Source organism: Lacticaseibacillus pantheris DSM 15945 = JCM 12539 = NBRC 106106, assembly GCF_001591865.1.
Taxonomy (GTDB): Bacteria; Bacillota; Bacilli; order Lactobacillales; family Lactobacillaceae; genus Lacticaseibacillus; species Lacticaseibacillus pantheris.
This window is the reverse complement of record NZ_BCVS01000012.1, coordinates 13,440-31,474: the sequence shown is the minus strand read 5'-3', so window position 1 is coordinate 31,474 and position 18,035 is coordinate 13,440. Positions and strand designations below refer to the sequence as shown.

General features: G+C 55.9%; 16 protein-coding genes. All 16 read left to right on the top strand.

Annotated features, from left to right (window positions below):
* Positions 1-348: 348 nt before the first annotated feature.
* A complete protein-coding gene (gene murB / locus LPA02S_RS02710) occupies positions 349-1,287 on the top strand; it encodes a UDP-N-acetylmuramate dehydrogenase (RefSeq protein ID WP_439645124.1) in 939 nt (312 codons plus the stop codon).
* A gap of 24 nt (positions 1,288-1,311) precedes the next feature.
* Complete coding sequence (locus LPA02S_RS02705) at positions 1,312-3,465, top strand: cation:proton antiporter (RefSeq protein ID WP_056956597.1); 2,154 nt, start codon at positions 1,312-1,314, stop codon at positions 3,463-3,465.
* A 74-nt stretch (positions 3,466-3,539) separates the two neighbouring features.
* Positions 3,540-4,628, top strand: coding sequence for an ABC transporter ATP-binding protein (locus LPA02S_RS02700; protein WP_054649917.1), 1,089 nt, complete (start codon positions 3,540-3,542; stop codon positions 4,626-4,628).
* Positions 4,629-4,631: 3 nt separating this feature from the next.
* Complete coding sequence (locus tag LPA02S_RS02695) at positions 4,632-5,456, top strand: ABC transporter permease (protein WP_056956598.1); 825 nt, start codon at positions 4,632-4,634, stop codon at positions 5,454-5,456.
* The gene (locus LPA02S_RS02690; protein WP_054649919.1) at positions 5,449-6,255 is read left to right on the top strand and encodes an ABC transporter permease; all 807 of its coding nucleotides are present in this window, start codon (positions 5,449-5,451) and stop codon (positions 6,253-6,255) included. The genes LPA02S_RS02695 and LPA02S_RS02690 overlap by 8 nt, the downstream gene beginning before the upstream one ends.
* Position 6,256: 1 nt before the next feature.
* Positions 6,257-7,330, top strand: coding sequence for an ABC transporter substrate-binding protein (locus tag LPA02S_RS02685; RefSeq protein WP_056956599.1), 1,074 nt, complete (start codon positions 6,257-6,259; stop codon positions 7,328-7,330).
* Positions 7,331-7,996: 666 nt separating this feature from the next.
* Positions 7,997-8,485, top strand: coding sequence for a 5-(carboxyamino)imidazole ribonucleotide mutase (gene purE / locus LPA02S_RS02680; protein WP_054649923.1), 489 nt, complete (start codon positions 7,997-7,999; stop codon positions 8,483-8,485).
* Positions 8,478-9,611, top strand: a complete 1,134-nt coding sequence (gene purK, locus LPA02S_RS02675) for a 5-(carboxyamino)imidazole ribonucleotide synthase (protein WP_056956600.1) — start codon at positions 8,478-8,480, stop codon at positions 9,609-9,611. The genes purE and purK overlap by 8 nt, the downstream gene beginning before the upstream one ends.
* Entirely contained in the window at positions 9,611-10,336 is a 726-nt protein-coding gene (locus LPA02S_RS02670) for a phosphoribosylaminoimidazolesuccinocarboxamide synthase (protein WP_056956601.1), read from the top strand. The genes purK and LPA02S_RS02670 overlap by 1 nt, the downstream gene beginning before the upstream one ends.
* 3 nt (positions 10,337-10,339) lie before the next feature.
* The gene (gene purS, locus LPA02S_RS02665; protein WP_054649925.1) at positions 10,340-10,603 is read left to right on the top strand and encodes a phosphoribosylformylglycinamidine synthase subunit PurS; all 264 of its coding nucleotides are present in this window, start codon (positions 10,340-10,342) and stop codon (positions 10,601-10,603) included.
* The gene (gene purQ / locus LPA02S_RS02660) at positions 10,600-11,283 is read left to right on the top strand and encodes a phosphoribosylformylglycinamidine synthase subunit PurQ (RefSeq protein ID WP_054649927.1); all 684 of its coding nucleotides are present in this window, start codon (positions 10,600-10,602) and stop codon (positions 11,281-11,283) included. The genes purS and purQ overlap by 4 nt, the downstream gene beginning before the upstream one ends.
* Entirely contained in the window at positions 11,270-13,480 is a 2,211-nt protein-coding gene (purL, locus tag LPA02S_RS02655; RefSeq protein ID WP_056956602.1) for a phosphoribosylformylglycinamidine synthase subunit PurL, read from the top strand. The genes purQ and purL overlap by 14 nt, the downstream gene beginning before the upstream one ends.
* On the top strand, positions 13,465-14,922 hold the full coding sequence (gene purF / locus LPA02S_RS02650) for an amidophosphoribosyltransferase (protein WP_056956603.1): 1,458 nt from the start codon (positions 13,465-13,467) through the stop codon (positions 14,920-14,922). The genes purL and purF overlap by 16 nt, the downstream gene beginning before the upstream one ends.
* Positions 14,919-15,938 carry a phosphoribosylformylglycinamidine cyclo-ligase gene (gene purM / locus LPA02S_RS02645; protein WP_054649929.1) on the top strand — a complete coding sequence of 340 codons (1,020 nt, stop codon included), beginning with the start codon at positions 14,919-14,921 and terminating at the stop codon, positions 15,936-15,938. The genes purF and purM overlap by 4 nt, the downstream gene beginning before the upstream one ends.
* Positions 15,931-16,503 (top strand): phosphoribosylglycinamide formyltransferase, encoded by a 573-nt coding sequence (gene purN, locus LPA02S_RS02640; RefSeq protein WP_056956604.1) that lies wholly within the window; start codon positions 15,931-15,933, stop codon positions 16,501-16,503. The genes purM and purN overlap by 8 nt, the downstream gene beginning before the upstream one ends.
* The gene (gene purH / locus LPA02S_RS02635) at positions 16,503-18,032 is read left to right on the top strand and encodes a bifunctional phosphoribosylaminoimidazolecarboxamide formyltransferase/IMP cyclohydrolase (RefSeq protein WP_054649931.1); all 1,530 of its coding nucleotides are present in this window, start codon (positions 16,503-16,505) and stop codon (positions 18,030-18,032) included. Before purN ends, purH begins: the two co-directional genes overlap by 1 nt.
* Positions 18,033-18,035 lie beyond the last annotated feature (3 nt).

The window sequence follows — 18,035 nt, the reverse complement described above, 5'->3', positions numbered from 1 at the left end:
CTTATGGCTTTAGCCATTAGAACGCGACGAGTTCTTAGCCCAGCCGGTGGTTTTCCGGGTGGGCTAAGAATCGCACCGGAAACTCGCATGCACTTGGCGAGTTGTAGGTTTCGCCCTAGCAGTGGATTGCCGCGGAGTGCCCACGAAAGCCGTAGCTCACCAACCCGGCCAACGCTGCCGGCAACCATTATTGTAGCAATCACGGCGTAGGGCACGAAAGCTGCAACTCCATCGCCACTTTGCCTGCACGGGCCCACCAGTTGCTACACCACGCGGCCTATATATGTTAGAATTTTACCAGTATGGGTGCGCAAAAGTGTACCAACGAACAAATTGGAAACGGACGTGATGATGGTGTCAGTAGCAACAAAAACAGTCGCCGGTCTGCCGGTGATGGTGGACGAACCTTTGTCCAACTATACCTTTACCAAAACGGGTGGTCCCGCCGACATGTTGGCCTTTCCCGAAACGGTGGAGCAAGTCCACGCACTGGTCGACTACGCACAAATTGAAAAGGTGCCCCTGACCGTCATCGGTAACGCCAGCAACCTCATCGTGCGTGACGGTGGCATTCGTGGCCTCACCATTATTCTCACCGCTATGCACGAGATTAGGGTTACCGCTACCGGCGTAACCGCGTCAGCCGGTGCCCGGATTATCGATACCGCTGATGCTGCTGGTGCAGCCGGCTTGTCGGGGTTGGAGTTTGCCGCGGGTATCCCGGGCTCAGTCGGCGGCGCCGTATTCATGAACGCCGGGGCCTACGGTGGTGAAGTCAGTGAGTGTCTCGCCAGCGTCGATGTCTTGACGCGCGACGGGGAATTTAAGACCTATACCGCCGCCCAAATGGACTTTAGCTACCGCCATTCCTATATTCAGGGAACGGGTGATATTGTCCTCAGCGCCACCTTTGACCTACGTCCTGGTGACGCCACGGCTATCCGGGCCGAAATGGATGAGCTCAACGCTCGTCGCGCCGCCCGCCAGCCGCTCGAGTACCCCTCGTGTGGGAGCGTATTTAAGCGTCCCAAGGGTCACTTTGTTGGTCCCATGATTCAGCAGGCGGGTCTGCAGGGGCACGTGATTGGCGGGGCCCAGGTTTCCCGGAAACACGCCGGGTTTATTGTGAACATAAATCATGCCACCGCGACGGACTACGTGGACATGATCCACTTTGTCCAGGCGCACGTTGATCCAATGTTTCACGTAGACCTGCAACCCGAAGTACGTATTATTGGTGAAGAACCGGCGCACCCTGAGCACCATACGGGGTATGATCCGGAATAAATTATTATGGTTAGGGGGGCTATCGTGGAGCTAATTGAAAGTATCATGGCGATGGTCGCCCTCGTTATTTTAGGTAGCGTTATTAACCGCTACCTAGTGGTCGTCCCCGTGGCGTTGATTCAGGCCGCGCTGGGGTTGATTGTTGCGTTGACGTTCAAAGTTGAATTGCAGGTCAGTACCGACTGGTTCATGCTGTTATTCATGGCGCCGTTGCTGTTTAACGATGGGCGGCACTACCCCAAACGACAGTTGTGGTATTTACGCGGTCCCATTTTAGGCAACGCGGTGTTGCTAGTTCTGGCCTCGACTTTGATTGGTGGTTGGCTTTTCCACTTGCTATCGCCCAGTACGCCGTTGGCCGCCGCCTTTGCGTTGGCCGCGATTTTGTCACCAACTGACCTGATTGCCGTCCAGGGGCTGGCCGCGCGTATTCACCTGCCGCGAACCGTGCTGAACCTGGTCTCCGGCGAAAGTATGATTAACGATGCCAGTGGGTTGATTAGTTTTAAGTATGCGGTTGCGGCCGCGGTCTCCGGCACGTTCATTTTGCAAAACGCCGTGCGCGACTTTTTTTACGTCAGCGTGGTGGGGTTGCTGGTGGGCACGGTCCTAATCTTGCTAATTAACGGATTGCGCCGCTGGTTGCTTAAACAGGGAATTAATGACTACGCGTTACACACCGTGTTACAAATTCTTACGCCGTTTATCATTTACTTTGTGGCGGACGAGCTGTTGCACTCCTCTGGCGTAATTGCCGTTGTGATTGCCGGGTTGCTGAGTAATGGTCAACCCGGGCTGCAAAGTGCGGTCCTACCCGAGCTCCGCCTAGTGTCAGAGCGTACTTGGGACATTGTGGTTTACCTGCTGAACGGCATTATCTTCGTGCTCCTGGGCATGGAGCTGCCGGTGGCAATGGGGGCGACCATTAAAAACGAGCAGGCCAGCACATCTGAAGCATTACTGTTGGTGGTGCTGATGTACGTAATCCTGCTTGTGGTCCGTGTGGCCTGGCTGTACGGCAACATGTTGCTCACTGCCCGCCGCTCCCAGCGTCGGGGACAGGCGTGGCGTTGGCCACCATTTCAGCAGGCAGTGGTTACCGGCATTTCCGGGGTGCGGGGCGCCATCACCCTCATTGGTGTGTTGTCGTTGCCGCTGACCGTTGCTGGGGGGGATGGCTTTCCGGGCCGAGCGCTGATTCTCTTTGTTGCCGCGGGGGTCGTTATCCTGAGTCTCGTGGTGGCGTCTATTGCGTTACCGATCATTACCCGTGAGCGGGTCGTGGTGCAAGGCCGTGGTGACTCTGCGGCTTTGGCTGCTGCTGATCAGGGCGACCTCGATGATACTGATGACGACGAAGATGAGGTAGCCGCAGCACAACTGTCATTTCCAGAAGCGCAAAGTTACACCTTACAATCGGCCGTACGGATGATTGAGTCTGAACGGCGGACGGAAAACCAGAAACCAGCATTGGACTTACTCGCGGAGTACCAGGCGCGGATTCGCCGGTTGGCGTTTATCAATGCGGATAAACCTGATGACGCCATCCCGCCGCTGCTAGCCGACGAACTGAACCTACGGCGTATCGGTCTAACCGGAGAGCAACAGGCCCTCACACAGCTTTGGCGTGAAGGCCGGATTCTGGCGGATACTTACATTGAGACCCGGGATCGCATTCAGCAGCGGGTGGAGGATATCGACCGTTCGCTCGCGCATGCGGGGCGCCGTAGTGTGTCCGCATGGTTCCGCCACCGCTGGCGACAAATCAAGCGGGGAGTGGCACATCTACGGTTGATTGACCGGCGTGATGGCCACCACTATAGCGAGCAGCTATTGGTTGAGAAAGAAACGGCCAAAGGTGGCTTGAAGCACCTCAGCGCCGTGATGCGCCAACAACCGGAGCAGGCGCAGCAGTACGACCGGCAGATGGTGTACGCCCAGGTGGTGCACTACCGTAACCGGATTGCCAACGCCAAGGCGGCCGGGAAGAAACGCAACACAGATTATGATGATGAACTTCGCCGGCTCCGGCTACTGGGATTCGCCGCCGAACGTACCGCTATTCGACGGTTAATGGATAACGGTTATATTACCACCGGGATGGCGACTAAGCTGAGCGCCGACGTGAGTTATACCGAAAACGCCGCGAACTTGGCGGATGTGGATGATGCGTCGTAGTTTAACGTCAGTAGAGGGACTAGTGCCGTTGGGTAACCTGGCACTGGTAATACATAGATATGGGGGAAGGTACATTGGCAGCACCAATCGTAGAGTTACGCCATGTTTTTAAAAATTACGGTGATACTACCGTACTGCAAGACATCGACATCAGTCTGGAAGCGGGTAAGTTTTACACGTTATTAGGCCCCTCTGGTAGCGGTAAAACCACCATTTTGCGGGCCATCGCGGGTTTCCTCAGCGTGAGTGGTGGCGACGTTATGATTGCCGGGCAGCGGGTGAACGATATCCCCGCGAACCAACGGGATGTGAACACCGTCTTTCAGGACTACGCGTTATTTCCCCACATGGACGTCTTTGATAACGTTGCGTACGGCTTGCGTATTCGCAAAGTGGATAAGCCAGCCATCATGACGCGTGTGCAGGACGCCCTGCACATGGTGCGGTTAGACAACCTGGGTGACCGGATGATTAGCGAGTTGTCTGGTGGTCAGCAGCAACGTGTCGCAATTGCCCGGGCAATCGTGCTGGAGCCAAAGGTGCTGTTGCTGGACGAGCCGCTATCGGCTTTGGACGCCAAGTTGCGCCAAGATATGCAGTACGAATTACGTGACCTGCAGCAGCGCCTGGGTATCACCTTCCTGTTCGTTACCCACGACCAGGAGGAGGCGTTGGCGTTATCCGACGAAATTTTTGTCATGAATGACGGCCAGGTGCAGCAAAGTGGCACCCCGGTCGACATTTATGACGAGCCCATCAACCACTTTGTCGCCGATTTTATTGGCCAGAGTAATATTGTGACAGGCCGGATGATTGCCGATTACCGCGTTCAGTTTAACGGCAAAACCTTCGACTGTGCGGATGCGGGTATGCGGCCTAACGAGCCCGTGGAGGTCGTTCTACGGCCTGAGGACCTGGACGTGACGGATTTGGAGCACGGCAAAGTGGCGGTGCGGGTCGATACGCAGTTGTTCCGGGGTGACTACTACGAGATCGTGGCTTACGATGACGCCCAAAATGAGTGGTTGATCCATTCCACCAATCCAGCATCTGAGGATGGGCTAGTGGGCCTCTACTTTGACCCCGAAGACATCCACGTTATGCGGTTTGGTGAGTCGGAAGAAGACTTTGATGCGCGTTTGGAGAGCTACGAGGAGGAATAGGCCATGCGTAAAACCGTTAATGCGGGCTATTACGTCCCGTACTTCCTGTGGTTGGGACTGTTCGTAATTGCGCCCGTGGTGCTGATTTGTTACCAAAGTTTTTTTGACATCAACGGCCACTTTACCCTGAGTAATTATGCGGAGTACTTTCAGTCGGGTACGTACCTGGCGATGACCTTTAACTCGGTATGGTATGCGTTGCTCATTACTGCGGCGACACTACTGGTGAGTTATCCGGCGGCGTACTTTTTGCATTACACCAAGCACAAGCAATTATGGTTATTGCTCATTATCATGCCCACTTGGATTAACTTATTACTGAAGGCGTATGCGTTCATTGGAATTCTGGGTAAACATGGTGCCCTGAATAACCTCTTGGGTGCCATGGGGATGGCACCGCATCAGTTCCTGTTCACGGATGCGGCCTTCATATTGGTTGCCGCGTACATTGAAATTCCGTTTATGATTCTGCCAATTTTTAACGCGATTGAGGAATTGAATGAGGGGCTGGTTAACGCCAGTAAGGACCTTGGCGCTAGCGGGTGGCAGACTTTTACCAAAGTGGTCTTTCCACTCAGCTTGTCGGGTGTCAAAAGCGGTGTGCAGGCGGTTTTCATTCCCAGCCTGAGCCTCTTCATGTTGACGCGACTCATTGGTGGTAACCGGGTCATCACGTTGGGGACCGCCATCGAGGAACACTTCCTCACCACGATGAACTGGGGGATGGGCTCCACGATTGGCGTGGTGCTCATTGTCGCCATGGTCATCATTATGTTATTGACCAGTGAACGCCAGCACCGGAAAGGGCGGGTGATTCACCGTGCGTAAATTTAAGTGGTCTAACTTATACTTGATCCTGACGTTTATTGTGCTGTACCTGCCGATTGGTTACCTGATTCTCTACTCCTTCTCGGAGGGGGAGCGCATGACCAACTATCGGGGGTTCACGTGGCGTCATTACCAGGAGCTATTTGCCGATCCCCGGATGATTCAGATTGTGTTGGATACACTCATTGTGGCGCTACTATCAGCACTGATTGCCACCATTATCGGTACATTGGGAGCCTTGGCGATTAACAACACCACACGCCCGTCAATGCGCAACACAATTCTGTCGTTGAACAATATTTTGATGGTCAGTCCGGACGTCATTATTGGTGCCAGCTTCCTGATTTTCTTCACTGCTTTGCGCCTGCCGCTGGGCTTTACGTCCGTATTGCTCAGCCACATAGCATTTTCCATCCCGATTGTGGTGCTGATGGTCTTGCCAAAGTTGCGGGAGTTATCGGGCTCCTTGATTGATGCGGCGAGGGATATTGGTGCCTCGAACGTTCAGGTGTTGAAGGACGTCATCATTCCGTTCATCACCCCAGGCATCTTTGCCGGCTTCTTTATGGCGATGACGTACTCACTGGATGATTTTGCGGTCACGTTCTTTGTTACTGGCAACGGCTTTGAAACCCTATCCGTTGAAATATACGCACGTGCGCGGCAAGGTATTAGCCTCGAAATTAACGCGCTGTCCGGGATAATGTTCCTCTTTGCATTGGTGCTGGTGGTGGGCTACTACTTTGTTCAGCAAGGTCAGAGTGCCCGGAAGACCAAAAAGCGGGGGGTGACCCGTTAGCATGAAAAAATTAATTGCACTGGCCTGTGCCATTATTGTCGCCTGCCTGGGGTTGGCGGTTGGTAGTAACCGGCTGTCGGCGTCCACGGGGGATACTGGTGGCAACACGCTTAACCTGGCCAATTGGGGCGACTACATCGACCCCAAATTGATTAAGAAGTTTGAGCGGGAAACCGGATTCCACGTGAACGTTGAAACGTTCGATAGCAACGAGGGTATGTATACCAAAGTCAAGCAGGGTGGAACGGACTACGACTTAACGGTTCCGAGTGAGTACATGGTGGCGAAGATGCGCAAAGAGGGCCTCCTCGTGCGGTTGGACAAGTCACGGCTGCACGGCTTGAGCAACTTTGGTACGGCCTTTATGAACCGGAGTTTTGACCCGGACAACCAGTATTCCATTCCTTATTTCTGGGGCACGCTGGGGATCATTTATAACGATCGGTACGTGCGCCCGGGTAGTATTCAGCACTGGGATGATTTGTGGGCGCGTAAGTATCGTGGTGATATTATGCTCATTGATTCGGCTCGGGACATTATGGGGATGAGTCTGGTGTCGCTTGGCAAGTCGGTGAACACGACTGACCGGCCAACGCTGGTAGCGGCGAAGGCCAAGCTCGACGCGTTGACCCCTAACGTAAAGGCCGTCGTGGCGGATGAAATTAAGATGTACATGGAGCAGGACGAGGCGGCAATTGCGGTGGATTGGTCGGGTGAGGCCAGCGAGATGCTGGGTGAGAATAAGCACCTGCACTACGTCGTTCCGAGTGAGGGTAGTAACCTCTGGTTTGACAACTTGGTCATTCCGCGGACGGCCAAACACTACAAGGCAATTTATGCATTCCTGAACTTCATGATGCGCCCAGAAAATGCGGCGCAGAACGCAGAGTATGTCGGCTACGCTACACCGAACGACAAGGCGAAGGCGTTGCTACCGGCAGCGGTGCGTCATGACCGGCAGTTCTACCCGGATGCGCAGACCATGCAGCATTTAGAGGTTTACGATGACCTGGCACCCAAGGTGGTCCGCGAATATAATGACTTGTTCCTTGAGTTTAAAATGTACAGAAAATAGCAATACTACGTGAAAGTCGGTCCAACCAGATGGGGGTAAACCCGCGGTTGGGCCGACTTTTTTAGAGAGCGCAGCCCCGCGGTTAGAAACCAGAGTATAAGTAAGACCGGACGAGAATCCCGCACTTGGATTCTTGTCCGGTCTTGCTTATACGTCGGTTTCTGCGGGGCGGAGCTCGTTTTAGAGGCAGAGAGCGGAGCAGGCCGTTTAGAAAGCAGAGTATAAGCATACCCGGACGAGAATCCCGCACTTGGATTCTTGTTCGGGTATGCTTATACGTCGCTTTCTGGCCTGCTCCGCTCGTTTTCATACGCACGAGTAACGCGAGAGCGATGCAGCATTCTCACACCAGGTTGGTTACACCGAGCACTTGGCCTTTTGGTGGTAGTACCTTATACGTCGCTTTCTGGCCTGCGCAGCTCGTTTGCATCCGCACGAGTAACGCGGTAAGCATCGCCGAGAGGCCGTAGTGTTATAGCATGCAGACCGAAGCTATTGCTGTGATCCATTACGCGTACTATCCGCTGTTGGCAAACTCAGCATTGCCGTATGCCTAGCAAAAGACGAACATTAAAAACACGAACAATAAAATTGTTCCGATTTTACGTTGAACCGTCCCGCAATCCGTGCTACACTCATCACATCAAACGACAAAGGAGCAAACCGATGACAAAGGTGGCAGTGGTGATGGGATCAACCTCTGATTGGCCCACGATGCGGTTAGCGGTAAAGCAGTTATCAGAACTTGAGATTGACTATGATACCAAGGTTATTTCGGCACACCGAATGCCTGAAACATTGACTAAATTTGGTCGCGATGCTCGTAACGGCGGTTATAACGTCATTATCGCCGGCGCGGGCGGTGCGGCACATTTACCGGGGATGTTGGCGGCTAATACCACGTTGCCGGTGATTGGTGTGCCCATCAAAACACGAACATTATCGGGAATGGATTCACTACTGTCCATTGTGCAAATGCCGGGCGGCGTACCCGTCGCGACGATGGCCATTGGGGATGCTGGGGCGGTCAATGCGGCTTTGTTTGCTGCGGCTATTCTCGCCGTCACGGATAGCCGCGTTGCCGACCGGTTGCAAAACTTCCGCTCAGCACAAACCCGGCGCGCGATTGAAAGTGAGGCCACGTTAGATGATTAAGCCGATCATTCCCCCAGCCACTATCGGCATCATCGGGGGCGGTCAATTGGGCCGCATGATTGCCATTGCGGCCCGGTCGATGGGTTACCGTGTGGGTACGCTGGAACCAACGCCCGATTCACCGACTGGGCAGGTGGCTGACTTCCAAATCACGGCTCCGTACAGTGATCAGGATGCGTTGATAGAACTAGCGCGGCGTAGTGATGTTTTAACCTACGAGTTTGAGAACGTTGACCTCGTCGCGTTGAAACGTGTGGCGACCATGACCAGCGTCCCCCAGGGTACTGAATTACTGGCCATCACGCGGGACCGTATCCGCGAAAAGACCTTCTTACGCGACGTTGCGGGGGTACCCGTCACCGACTTTGTCAGCGTGCCCAATGCGGACAGTTTGGCCGGGGCAATCGCACAGATTGGGTACCCGGCCATCCTGAAAACCGCGACCGGTGGGTACGACGGTCACGGCCAACAGGATTTGAACGGTCCTGCCGATTTAGGTGCGGCGCGTCAATTAGCCGCAAAGGCACCGTGCATTTTAGAGCGGCGGGCACATTTTCACCGGGAGTTATCGTTGATGGTGACCCGTGATGGTCGTGACCGGGTACGCACCTTTCCGGTCGTGGAGAACCGGCACGTTGACCATATTCTCCACACGACTCTGGCCCCGGCACCCGGGCTGGACGAAGGGGTGCGTCAGCAGATTGACCAGCTGGCGACCAATATCGCTGAGGGGCTCGACCTGCGCGGTGTGCTTGGCATTGAACTATTTGCCACTGACACCGGCGTGCTGGTGAACGAACTGGCCCCGCGACCGCATAATTCGGGGCATTACAGCATTGAGGCCTGCAACGTTTCGCAGTTTACCGCGCACGTCCTCAGCATTTGTGGGTTACCCATTCCGCGTATTCGGTTAGAGGAACGCGCGGTGATGCGGAACCTGCTGGGCGATGATTTGTTGGCGGCACGCGCGGAATGGACAGAACATCCCGAATGGCACCTACATGATTACGGTAAAGCGGCTGTGCGCACCGGTCGCAAGATGGGGCACATTACCGTAACGGGATCTGTCGGGGATACACAACTAGATTTGTTGGGACAGGTACAGCTAGGAAGGAAGGTTAAATAGTGGTAACCAAAGGTGAGTTGTTGTACGTGGGTAAGGCTAAGCAAGTATTTAGTACGGATAACCCCGAACTATTATGGGTGCACTATTTAGATCAGGCCACGGCCCTCAACGGGAAGAAGAAGGTCATCATTGACGGCAAAGGCACGTTGAACCTCCAAATCTCAGGCCTGTTGTTCAAAGAGTTATCTGCTACTGGGGTGCCGACCCACTTTGTTCAGGACCTGGACGGCCAGGATATGTTGGTGCGGAAGGCCAAGATGGTTCCGTTGGAGGCCGTGCTCCGCAACTTTGCTTCCGGCCATTTCGTCACTAAGTTTAATGCAACGCCAATGATGAAGCTTGATCCACCGGTGCACGAGTTTTACCTGAAGTCGGACGACCTGGATGACCCCTTCATTAACGACGCACAGGTCATTGCTTTAGGAATTAGTGATGAGGAGACGCTGGCGGCCATGAAGCGCATGACGGACACGGTGAACACGTGGTTATCCCGTCGGTTTGCCGAGATTGGCATTACGTTGGTGGATTTCAAACTTGAGTTTGGTCGTTTAGCCGACGGGACCCTAGTGTTAGCCGATGAATTGTCCCCAGACAATATGCGATTAGTCGACGCGGACACCGGCCTATCTTTGGACAAAGATGTTTTCCGTAAAGATGCAGGACCGTTAACCCCAGTTTACGCCGAAGTGCTCAACCGGCTGGCAGCACACCCACAGGAGGTATAAGTCATGTTCAAGGCAGTCATTAACGTGAATTACAAACCATCGGTACTGGATCCTCAGGCTGAGGCCATCCATAAAGCGTTAGGGCGATTAGGCGACGACAATATTGCGACCGTTATGGTGGGTAAATATTTTGAACTAACCCTGAACGCACCCACTATCGAGGCTGCCAACGACCAGGTCGAACGCATTTGCGACCAACTGCTGGCTAACGTCAACATGGAAACATACCGCTTCACCGTGACACCGTTACAGGGGGCCACAGCATGAGGGCGGCGGTGCTGAGTTTTCCTGGCTCCAATTGCGACCAGGACTTGGTTTGGGCCACCCAGCAGGTTGCGGGGGGCTGCGCCGAAATCGTACCAGCAACGGCCACCACATTGTCAGGATTTGACGTGGTGATGATTCCGGGAGGCTTTTCGTACGGCGACTACTTACGCAGCGGTGCGATTGCCAGCGTTGCTCCGGTCATGACGGCCGTACGGCACTTTGCCGATGCTGGTGGTTTCGTCATGGGTATCTGTAATGGCTTTCAAATTTTGACTGCAGCGGGCCTGCTTCCGGGTTCGCTGCAAAGTAACACCCAGTTGGACTTTGTTTGTGCACCTACGTCCCTGAAGGTGGAGAACGTGCGGACGCCGTTCACTAACCGCTTTGCACCCGGTACGACGATTACCCTGCCCATTGCTCATGGCGAGGGCAATTACTACGCCGATGCGGGTACCATTGCTGAGCTGGAAGCGCACGGTCAGGTGGTGTTCCGTTATCGGGAAAATCCTAACGGTAGCGTTCACGATATTGCGGGCATCACCAACCGTGCGGGTAACGTACTGGGGATGATGCCCCATCCCGAACGGGCGGTGGAGTCCCTGTTAGGCGGCACCGATGGTTTGGGCGTATTTACTTCGTTACTTGCAGCCACAAAGGAGGCCACCTATGCCAGTCGTTGAGCTAGCACCGGAGGAAGTTGCCGCACGCAAACCGTATTTAGATTGGGGTTTGACCGAGGAGGAATACCAACGTCTGGCGGACAAACTCGGTCGGTTACCAAACTTTACCGAGGTGGGCCTGGCTTCGGGCATGTGGAGCGAGCATTGTGCGTACAAGTACAGTAAGCCAATACTAAAGCAGTTTTGGACGCATAACGACCGCGTGCTGATGGGTCCCGGTGAGGGCGCCGGCGTGATTGATATTGGCGAAGGCAAAGCCGTCGTGTTCAAGGCCGAAAGCCACAACCACCCGAGTGCCGTTGAGCCATACGAAGGGGCCGCGACCGGGGTCGGTGGTATCATCCGCGACATCTTTTCCATCGGGGCAGAACCCGTTGCGTTACTGGATTCGCTCAGCTTTGGTGAACTGGACGACGCGCACGTCCGGCACCTCGTTGATCGCGTGGTCGCCGGAATTGGTGGTTACGGCAACGCCATCGGGATTCCTACCATTGGCGGGGAAACCAACTTCGATGCGACCTACGCGAAGAATCCGCTCGTGAACGCCATGTGTGTGGGCGTGATGGACCGGGACGCAATCCAGCGCGGTCGAGCGGCTGGTGCTGGTAACGCCATCATTTATGTGGGTGCAAAGACCGGCCGCGACGGTATTAACGGAGCCAGCTTTGCCTCGGCGGAGTTTAGCGATGCGGCGGATGCAGACCGTGCGGCCGTCCAGGTGGGTGATCCGTTCATGGAGAAGCTCCTCACTGATGCTTGCCTCGACGTGTCGCGGGCACACCGTGATGTGTTGGTGGGCATCCAAGATATGGGGGCTGCTGGTCTGGTGAGCTCCAGTGTCGAGATGGCTGACAAAGCCGGGGCGGGTATGTTGCTCGACCTGGACTTGGTGCCCCAGCGGGAACCGGGGATGACGCCATACGAAATTATGCTCTCGGAGTCGCAGGAACGAATGCTGCTATGTGTTCAGGCCGGGGCCGAGCAGGAAGTGATGGATGTGTTTACCCAAAGTGGTCTTGACGCCGTTGTAATCGGCCGGGTCACTGACGGTCAGCAGTACCAACTAGTACAAGATGGAAAGTTGGTGTGCGACGTGCCGGTGAGTTTGCTCACGGATGACGCGCCGGTTTACCACCAGGTGGGGATCCGGCCGGAACGCTTGGCTCACCCAGCCGCCGACTTTGAACCCGTCCTCGATAATCCAGAGGCCACGTGGTTGGACATGATGGCCCAACCAACGATTGCCAGTAAGCGGAGTCTATTCCAGCGGTACGACTCACAGGTTAAGACGAACACGGTGGTTCTTCCCGGCGCCGATGCGGGGGTCATCCGGGTACGGGGCACGCACCGGGCGTTGGCGGTGACTACCGACAGCAATGGGCGGTACTTGTACCTTGATCCCGAGCGTGGCGGTGCCATGGTGGTCGCGGAAGCGGCGCGCAACTTGGTGGCCACCGGTGCAGAACCGTTAGGGGTGACTGACTGCCTGAATTACGGTGATCCCACTAACCCGGAACACTTTTATGAATTATCCGCGTCCGCACGCGGGATTGTTGCAGCAACTAAGGCACTGAACACGCCCGTTATTTCGGGTAACGTCTCGTTGTACAACGAGACTGACGGTGCAGCAATTTATCCGACGCCAATGATTGGGATGGTCGGGCTGGTGACTGACCTGGACGACATCACACCTAATACTTTTCAGCAACCGAATGATCGTCTCTACTTGGTAGGCCAGACCGGCGCGGACTTCAACGGCACCGAGTTGCAGAAAATGGTCACGGGTGGTGTATCTGGACGCCTGTTCGACTTTGACCTTGACGCGGAGCAGCATAATCAGCAGGCCCTGCTGAATGCTATTCGCGCAGGTTTGGTCACTGCTGCCCACGATCTTAGTATTGGTGGGTTTGCCGTGGGTCTCGCGGAGATGGCCTTTGGTCGGGGATTGGGTGCGTCAGTGAGCTACGATGTGCCGGCAACATGGCTGTTCGCCGAAACGCAAAGCCGTTTTTTGGTCACCGTCGCTTCCAACCGGGCGGCTGAGTTTGAAGCCGTCATGGGGTCGCGTGCCCAGTTGATTGGCCACACAACGGCGGTCGCTCGACTGGTGGTAGACGCGCACGGCGCGACGCTAGACCTACCAGTTGCACGTTTACAACAAAGCTATGAGGAGGCGATCCCATGCCTGATGCAGTAAACGGTCTTAATGAAGAGTGCGGTTTGTTCGGCGTTTGGAATAATCCGGCGGCCGCGGACATCACCTATCTCGGTTTGCACACGTTGCAGCATCGGGGGCAGGAGGGCGCCGGCATTGTGGGCCTAACGGGGGCGGGCATGCTCCGCCATCGCGGGTTGGGCTTACTGGCCGAGGTGTTCACGAAGCCTGACCAGTTGGCTAGCCTGCAGGGGCGCGCCGCTCTGGGCCATGTGCGCTACTCTACGGCGGGTGGACGTGTTTTGGAAAACATCCAACCGTTGTTGTTCCGCTTTACGACGACCGGCGACGTGGCGTTGGCCCATAACGGCAATTTGACCAACGCCCGCTCGTTACGGGCCCAGTTGGAACGTGAGGGTGCCATCTTTCAGTCCACGTCCGATACGGAGGTATTGATGCACCTGATCCGTCGCAGTGACAAGACGAACTTCGTCGATCAACTCAAAGAGGCGTTGAATCAGGTGCACGGTGGCTTTGCCTTTATGTTGCTGACCGAGCACGGATTGTACGCGGCTAGCGACCCTAATGGGTTTCGACCGCTGGTGGTCGGCACCCTGCCTGATGGCGGTACCGTGGTGTGCAGCGAGACCGCCGCACTAAATGCGGTGGGGGCGACCTTTGTGCAGGATGTGGCGCCAGGTGGACTAGTAGTAGTGGACCGGAACGGATTGCGTATCGACCACTACACGACGAAAACGGAGCTGGCCGTGTGCTCGATGGAGTACGTCTACTTTGCCCGCCCGGATTCAGAGATTCATGGTGTGAACGTACACCAGGCGCGTGTCCGCATGGGTAAGCGGTTAGCCGCCGAACAGCCGGTTGATGCCGATATTGTCTGTGGCGTACCCAATTCCTCGCTCTCGGCGGCTATGGGCTATGCTCAGGCCTCGGGAATTCCCTACGAGATGGGGTTAGTTAAAAGTCAGTATGTTGCCCGCACATTTATCCAACCGACGCAGGAATTACGCGAACGGAGTGTCCGCATGAAGTTGAGCGCAATTCGGCCGGTTGTCGCGGGGAAACGTGTGGTGCTGGTAGATGATTCTCTGGTGCGCGGCACCACTGCCCTACAAATTGTCAAATTGCTACGGGATGCGGGTGCGGCGGCAGTACACCTACGCATCAGTAGTCCGCCGCTACGCTTCCCGTGCTTTTACGGTATTGATATTCAGTCAACCCACGAGTTGATGGCGGCTAACCACAGTGTTGCGGACATGCGGCAAATATTGCACGTGGATTCGCTGGGCTTTCTGTCGGTTGATGGGTTGGAACGTAGCGTGGGCCTGACCACGGCTGCGCCGCACCACGGGCTGTGCGTGGCTTACTTTACGGGCGAATACCCCACACCTTTGGATGACTATGCCGCCACGCTACAGGATGAATTGTCACAATTAAACATCAAAGTAGCGGAGGTGAGCGCATGACGGATGCATACCGGGAGGCAGGTGTGGATATTACGGCGGGTGCAGCGGCGGTTGAACGCTTTGCACCATTAGCCGCTAGTACACACAATGAGCACGTAGTCAGCAAAATTGGCGGATTTGCCGCGGCGTACGCGCTGCCGGAGCTGAGTAACCCAGTGGTGTTGGCCGCAACCGACGGGGTGGGGACCAAAGTATTGTTGGCGCAGCAACACCACCAGGTTGCCGGCCTCGGCACCGACTTGGTTGCAATGGTGGCCAATGACTTGCTGGCCGACGGTGCATACCCGCAATTCTTCCTCGATTACATGGCGGTGGGCCACCTGGATCCAGAGTTGGCCGCCGAACTGGTCGGGGGCATCGCGTCTGGGTGCCGGGAAGCGGGGATGGCTCTGATTGGTGGGGAGACCGCCGAGATGCCGGACTTGTACCAGGGCGGCCACTTTGATTTGGCTGGGTTTGGTGTGGGTGTGGCCGACCGGAACCGCACGTTGCCGCGAGGCGTCGAGGCGGGCGACCTACTAGTGGGTTTTCCCAGCACGGGCGTCCACGCTAACGGCTTTTCGTTAGTAAGACACTTGTTGGATACCACCGGTTTGGCCGACCAACCGTTGGCGGATGGGCGCACGGTCGTGGCGGCGCTACTGACGCCAACCCGGATTTACGTGCGTTCAATCACGCCGCTCATCGAGGCCGGGTACGTTCACGGACTGGCGCACATCACGGGCGGTGGGTGGACGGATAACGTGCCGCGTATGCTCCCCGCAACTTTGGCGGCGGAAATCGACGTTGGTTCATGGGCATGGCCGGAATTGTTTACCCGTATGCAGACAGCTGGGGAGCTTACCCTAGACGAAATGCGCCGAACCTTCAATTTAGGCATGGGCATGGTGGCCGCGTTGGATCCTGAGCATTGGTCGGCAATTCAAGCGGCGTGCCCGGATGCCGTGCGCGTGGGGAAAGTAGTTCCCCGAGCGGCAGGGCAAGCTGTTGTCTGGCGGGAGGGCGTGCATGAGTAAATCGATTGCGGTATTTGCTTCGGGTACGGGTAGTAACTTTCAGGCGTTGGTGGAAGCCTTCGCCCAACCGGACAGTGGCGTGGTAATCAAGGCGTTGGTATGTGATCACGCGCTGGCACCGGTGGTGGGCAAAGCAGCGCTGGCTGGTGTACCGATTATTACGGTCGACTACCGTGAATTTGTCGACAAAGCGGCGGCCGAAGCGGCTATCGTTAGTCAGCTGCCAGAGGTGGACCTGATTGTTTTGGCCGGCTATATGCGTATTTTGGGGCCGACGTTATTAGCGGCCTACCCGCAGCGCATCATTAACCTACACCCAGCCCTGTTGCCTAGTTTTCCCGGACGGACGGGTATTGAGGATGCGTGGCGTTATGGCGTGCAGATTACCGGCGTCACGGTGCACTTTGTGGACGCGGGGATTGATTCGGGGCAAATTATTGCCCAGGAGGCGGTGCGTGTTGAACCGGGTATGAGTGTCGACGATTTAGCACGGCGGATTCATGCGGTGGAGCACCAATTGTTGCCAGCGACGGTACAACGGTTAATTCAAGGGGGAAAAATTTAATGAAGCGTGCATTACTGAGTGTCTCTGACAAACATGGTTTAGTGGAGTTTGCCCAAGGGTTGGTTGAACGTGGTTTCGAAATTATTTCGACGGGCGGTACCCACGACCAGCTGGTGGGGGCGGGTGTGCCGGTGACGAGTGTTGCGGATGTGACGGGGTTCCCAGAAATGCTGGACGGCCGGGTTAAAACTTTGCATCCCCGTATTCATGCCGGTATCCTAGCCCGACGTGAAAGTGCCGAACACATGGCAGCCATTGCGGCGGCGAACATTGAGCCCATTGACGTTGTCTGCGTGAACCTCTACCCCTTTGCTGAAACTATCCACCAGGAAGGAGTGGCCCGCGCCGATGCAATCGAGCAGATCGATATCGGCGGCCCGTCCGCTTTGCGTGCGGCGGCTAAGAATGCGTCGAGTGTTTGGGCTGTGGTCGATCCGGATGATTACGCCGCTGTTCTCGCGGGCATCGACACTGACGATGTTGCTCTCCGTTCACGGTTGGCCGCAAAGGTGTTCCGGGTAACGGCCGCCTACGATGCGCAAATCGCTGCGTACCTAACCGGTGAGGAATTTCCGGACACGTTCACGCCGACTTACGTCAAGCAGCAGGACATGCGTTACGGTGAAAATAGCCACCAGGCGGCAGCTTTCTACGCTGAACCCTATCCAGCGGCAACGTCCATCGCGGCGGCACACCAATTGCACGGCAAGGAGTTGTCCTTTAACAACATGAAGGATGCGGACGCGGCTTTGCGGACGGTGAACGAGTTCGACGTACCAACCGTTGTGGCCATGAAACATATGAACCCATGTGGCATCGGTCAGGGTGACAACATCGAGGAGGCGTGGGACAAAGCATTTGCGGCCGATAGCACCTCCATCTTTGGCGGGATTATTGCGCTGAACCGCACCGTGGACCTGGCCACCGCCACCAAGATGCACGCGCTATTTCTGGAAATTATTATGGCGCCGGGCTACGACGATGATGCCCTGGCCATGCTGGCGCAAAAGAAAAATTTGCGTATCCTCACGGTGACTTTGACCGACCACAGCCAGCCACGCGCACGGGAGCCCGAAACCGTTTCGGTGAGTGGCGGCCTGCTTGTTCAGGAGGTAGATAACCAGGTGGAGGGTGCCAACGATTTAACGGTCGTCACGAAGCTGGCACCCACCCCCGAGCAGGTACGGGCACTTCTCTTTGCCCAAATTGCGGTGAAGCACGTCAAGAGTAACGCCATTGTTGTGGCCAAAGACGGGCAGACACTCGGCATTGGTGCTGGGCAAATGAACCGGATTGGCTCCGCTGAAATTGCCCTGGCTGCGGCTCTAACTCACCACAACTTTGCGGGGGCCGTACTCGCGAGCGACGCGTTCTTCCCCATGGGCGATACGGTGGAATATGCGGCTCAGCACGGCATTCGCGCGATTATTCAGCCGGGTGGCAGCATTCGGGACCAGGAATCGATTGACATGGCCGACGAGTACGGCATCGCGATGGTCACGACCGGCGTGCGGCATTTCCGGCATTAAGTT

Coding starts and splice junctions, on each gene's coding strand:
- murB (WP_439645124.1), top strand. CDS start 349: ATGATGGTGTCAGTAGCAACAAAAACAGTCGCCGGTCTGCCGGTGATG.
- LPA02S_RS02695 (WP_056956598.1), top strand. CDS start 4,632: ATGCGTAAAACCGTTAATGCGGGCTATTACGTCCCGTACTTCCTGTGG.
- LPA02S_RS02685 (WP_056956599.1), top strand. CDS start 6,257: ATGAAAAAATTAATTGCACTGGCCTGTGCCATTATTGTCGCCTGCCTG.
- purE (WP_054649923.1), top strand. CDS start 7,997: ATGACAAAGGTGGCAGTGGTGATGGGATCAACCTCTGATTGGCCCACG.
- purK (WP_056956600.1), top strand. CDS start 8,478: ATGATTAAGCCGATCATTCCCCCAGCCACTATCGGCATCATCGGGGGC.
- purS (WP_054649925.1), top strand. CDS start 10,340: ATGTTCAAGGCAGTCATTAACGTGAATTACAAACCATCGGTACTGGAT.
- purQ (WP_054649927.1), top strand. CDS start 10,600: ATGAGGGCGGCGGTGCTGAGTTTTCCTGGCTCCAATTGCGACCAGGAC.
- purL (WP_056956602.1), top strand. CDS start 11,270: ATGCCAGTCGTTGAGCTAGCACCGGAGGAAGTTGCCGCACGCAAACCG.
- purF (WP_056956603.1), top strand. CDS start 13,465: ATGCCTGATGCAGTAAACGGTCTTAATGAAGAGTGCGGTTTGTTCGGC.
- purM (WP_054649929.1), top strand. CDS start 14,919: ATGACGGATGCATACCGGGAGGCAGGTGTGGATATTACGGCGGGTGCA.
- purN (WP_056956604.1), top strand. CDS start 15,931: ATGAGTAAATCGATTGCGGTATTTGCTTCGGGTACGGGTAGTAACTTT.
- purH (WP_054649931.1), top strand. CDS start 16,503: ATGAAGCGTGCATTACTGAGTGTCTCTGACAAACATGGTTTAGTGGAG.